The organism is Anaeromassilibacillus sp. An250 (assembly GCF_002159845.1).
In the GTDB taxonomy this organism is placed as follows: domain Bacteria; phylum Bacillota; class Clostridia; order Oscillospirales; family Acutalibacteraceae; genus Anaeromassilibacillus; species Anaeromassilibacillus stercoravium.
On record NZ_NFJK01000049.1, the window covers coordinates 1 to 3,927 of the forward strand.

Genomic DNA, 3,927 nt, shown 5'->3' on the forward strand with positions numbered 1-3,927 from the left:
AGTAGGGTAAGAACCCAGCGCCTTGCCATATCGCTATGGCAGGTTTCCGAGAACTCCCCTCCGAACCGGACTTACACCTCTCGATGTATCCGGCTCTCCAGCTGTCAGTCTAATTTCCCAGCGTGTAACTTATCGTGACAGTCAATACAGAGTGCCATTGTCTTGCGCTTACGCCCGATCATGGCGATTTCCCATTGTTTTCTGCCGCTCAAGTCTTTGAGTTTTCGTACATGGTGTATTTCAATTGGTACATTCTCTGCACCGCACCACTCGCATTGACTCGCTTTCAGCCGCTTTATTAGGCTGTTGCGTCCGTAGTTCTCAAACACTCTTGCAATCACATCGGGATTGCCGCTTTCCACTTTGGTATCACGGCGAAACCCGTTGTTATAGAACAGCACCTTTCCAACCTTGCCGTTTTTCTTCGGATACTCCACAACAAAATCTTTCCCTTGATGGTACTTCTGAATAATTCTGCTGATTCGTGTCCGGTATTTTCCGGCAAAGGTCTTGAGCATACTGTATCTCATTACATAGTAGAAGTTGTTGAGGACGGACACATTGTTTGCGAGCCGGTAGTAGTTGTACAATCCACGGATTTCTGCGTTGTACTGGTTCAGGATTTCCAAATCATCCAGGTGCAACAGGCGGGTGCGCCGGACAGGTTCCCAAACCTCTTTATTTCCGTTCTGTTTGTCGTGTTTAATCTTGAGGGCATGATAGGAGAGCAGCCGCTTGACCCACTTGTCGTGGGGGACATAGAGCATGACTTTTCCGTTGTTTACTCGTCTGGTGGCCCCGGTTTTGGTCTTTTTGTTACACTCACCTTTGGCGATTGTGACCTCATACCCCAGGAACTTAGCAAAATCATGCCCGTGGGTAATCAGTGTTTTTTCCTCGGACATTTCCAGATGAAGATTTTCCCGGATGAAGCGCCCCACATCCTGTTTGACCTGTTCCGCGTCCGCTTTTCTGCCAATTACTCCAATCAGAAAATCATCGGCGTACCGAATATAGAAAACTCTTTTATAGCCTTCGTCCATTTGGTCGCTGTACGGTATTGACCGCAGACTGCGCCGCAGTTCTCTGATTTCGGCAAGTAAGCCCTCTTTTTCTTCCTCGCTCATTTTGGAGATGTTTCTTTTGAGCCTTTGCTCTTTTCCACGGCAGACATCCAATTTCTTCTTGAAGGCCGGATTGATTTTACGGCGCTCTCCGCAGTTGAATTTCTCTGCGTATTCCGCCATAAACTTATCCAGCTCGTTCAGATAAATGTTTGCAAGGATGGGGCTGATGATAGAGCCTTGCGGAGTACCGGAGTAAGTATTGTGGTAGTTCCAGTCCTCCATATATCCGGCTTTCAAAAACTTCCAGAGCAGACCAATAAAATGCTCGTCCGCAATCCGCTTGCGCAGAATGGCAATCAGCACATGGTGGTCTACATTGTCAAAACAGCCCTTTATGTCGCCCTCAACAAACCACTTTGTCCCTGTGAAATATTTCTGCACATATTTGAGCGCCGTATGGCAGCTTTTGTTTATGCGGAAGCCGTGGGAGTGGTCGCTGAAGGTTGGCTCGTAAATGCTCTCCAGTATGAGCCGCACCACCTCCTGTATCAGTTTGTCGTCGAATGACGGTATTCCCAAGGGGCGCATCTTCCCGTTGGATTTCGGGATATAGGTTCTCCTTGCGGGGTTGGGCTGGTAGCTGAAATCCCGCATTTTTTCAATGAGGGCGTTGATTCTCGCCATTCCCATGCCGTCAATCGTCTTGCCGTCTGTTCCGGCTGTCATATTGCCTGGTTTCGCCTGTATCCGCTGGTATGCCAGCAGATAGAATTGTGGATTGTACAGATTGCGGTATAACCGCTCGTACTTGTAACTCTGGTTACACGCCTTGGATTTTAGGCTTTCCAACACATTTTCAGGACTTCTCATAATGCCTCACGCACCTTTCCTTTTTATGAGTTGGTTGACATCCTGCCTTCCTTCGCCATGTAGACGGCTTTCCCGCCCTCGGACTACTACGAAGGCTCCGTTGCCTTGCCGGATATTCAGCGTCATCTTTCTTGGGGTTTTAATCCTTGAAATTTTTCACCTTGCGGCATTACGCATAGCCGGACGGTTCCGGCGTTCCGGTTTAGGCAATCTCCAGTTAGACACTTTGGGAAAAGCGTATTGTGATGTCGGAGTGGGTTTTCGTCCTTTTCCGCTTATTGCGGCTGGCTGTCATAAGTATCGTGCGGTTTGTGTATACCTGTCACATTCCGCTATGACATACGGCGAATACAACCATCCTGCGCCGCCGGGTCGAGTATCCCGCCTCGGACTGCCCTTAAAGCAGTTTAGCCTTGTTCCTCGTTCACAATGTTGCGTCTTGCCGCTCAGTCGTGGGTAGATGGTTTCCCCAACTTGCGACGTTTCCGGTACGCTATTGTCCCCCTTATGGTTTCCCTCCGGGGTAAACCGGCTGACGCTAAAGTGACGCTTTTTCAGCGTCTTTGATACTTTTCTTTACCGGCTTGCCAAAGCCGGATTCCCAAAATGCCCGCGCACCGCCTGCGGATTACAAGCAGCGCTTCTGGACGCGCGGTAAATCTCAATCATACGGCCATAAATCACGATAAAGATACAAATGTAAAGCGCCCACATGGTAATGCCGATAAAGAGCGACTGGAACCACAGGCCGAACAGCGGCCCCAGGTCCATATCCATCAGCCGGGACTCCATATCGGTCATGACAGAGGAGATGTCGATGGAAGCGTCGGAACCGATGATGCCCGCCGCCTGCGCCACCACACTTTGAGCTGCGTCAAACACGCCCATCACGATGTTCCAGGTGTTTGAGACGATGAGGATGGCAGCGGCAGATTTGAACACCCATTTGAAGATCATCCAGGTGTCCACATCATGCAGGTTGTTCTTGTCGGTAATCATCTGAATCAGCTCCAGCGTCATCACGATAGCCAGGATCACGCCAGCAATCGGCACCATGATGGAGTTGGAGAGATTTTGGATCATGCTGAAAATACTCCCGTTCCAGCCCTGAGGGGTCTGGCCCACCTGTGTCGCAATGTCTGCGACCTGCTGGTTCACGCTATCGAACATCCCCGATAAGTTGCTCATAATGCCGCCTACCAACATTTCCTTGAGCCAGTCAGTAAGGGCATCGAGTAAGAAATCCATACGGTGTCAACCTCCTTTCAGCCGCCCCCGCTTGGGGGCAGGGGCGGCAAGGATTTCTTATGACAGCTTAACGACGGGAGCGATCAGACGGTGAACAGGCCGGAGAGCAGCGGGACAAGGGTAAGGCCGATAAGGGCAACGCCGCCGCCCGCCATCAACTGTTTCATGCCCTGCGACTTTGCTTATGTGTGATAAAGAAGTAATAGAAGTGCAAAAAATTTTGCCGTTCCTATCCGGCACTTGGCCATTGTGTCGGATAGGTCGGGCGTTAGGCTTCGGGCAAGTCAATCTTGCCGACAAAGCTGTAATAAATCTCAATGTCCTGCCTGCGGATGCCGTTCTCGTCATAGCTGCACTCATGCACGACGATTTTCTCAATCATCTCCCGCAAGAGGGTGGGGGTCAATTCCTCAAAGGCAAGGTGCTTTCGGACGATACCCATAAACTTTTCCGCATTGACGGTGGCGGCCTGCGACTTGGAAAGTTCCTCCTGCAAAGCGGCGGCGCGGTCTTTCAGTTCCCGCTGTTCCTGCTCATAGTCTGCCGACAGTTCCATGAAACGCTCGTCGCTGATTTTGCCGTTCACATTGTCCTCATACAGCCGCTTGATAATGCGGCTCACTTCGGAAATGCGCTCCTGCGCCTGTTCAAGCTGCTTGGTGGCTGCGGCGGTCTTTCTCTTGCCGCCGATCTCGTTCTGCTGGATAAGCAGCTTCACAAAGCGGCTCTCATGCTTGGCGGC

General features: G+C 50.8%; 2 protein-coding genes and 2 pseudogenes. All 4 read right to left on the bottom strand.

The features are described 5' to 3' along the window. Positions 1-104: 104 nt before the first annotated feature. Positions 105-1,937: a reverse transcriptase/maturase family protein gene (locus B5F54_RS16975; protein ID WP_087235321.1), complete on the bottom strand. Its 1,833-nt coding sequence runs from the start codon at positions 1,935-1,937 to the stop codon at positions 105-107. 609 nt (positions 1,938-2,546) lie between these two features. Continuing rightward, positions 2,547-3,185: pseudogene (locus B5F54_RS16980) on the bottom strand (VirB6/TrbL-like conjugal transfer protein, CD1112 family); the annotation flags it as partial. Positions 3,186-3,268: 83 nt separating this feature from the next. Continuing rightward, a pseudogene (locus tag B5F54_RS18215) lies at positions 3,269-3,367 on the bottom strand (Maff2 family mobile element protein); the annotation flags it as partial. An 86-nt stretch (positions 3,368-3,453) separates the two neighbouring features. Then, on the bottom strand, positions 3,454-3,927 hold a 474-nt coding region (locus tag B5F54_RS16990), incomplete at its 5' end, for a DUF4368 domain-containing protein (RefSeq protein WP_140400419.1).

Coding starts and splice junctions, on each gene's coding strand:
- B5F54_RS16975 (WP_087235321.1), bottom strand. CDS start 1,937: ATGAGAAGTCCTGAAAATGTGTTGGAAAGCCTAAAATCCAAGGCGTGT.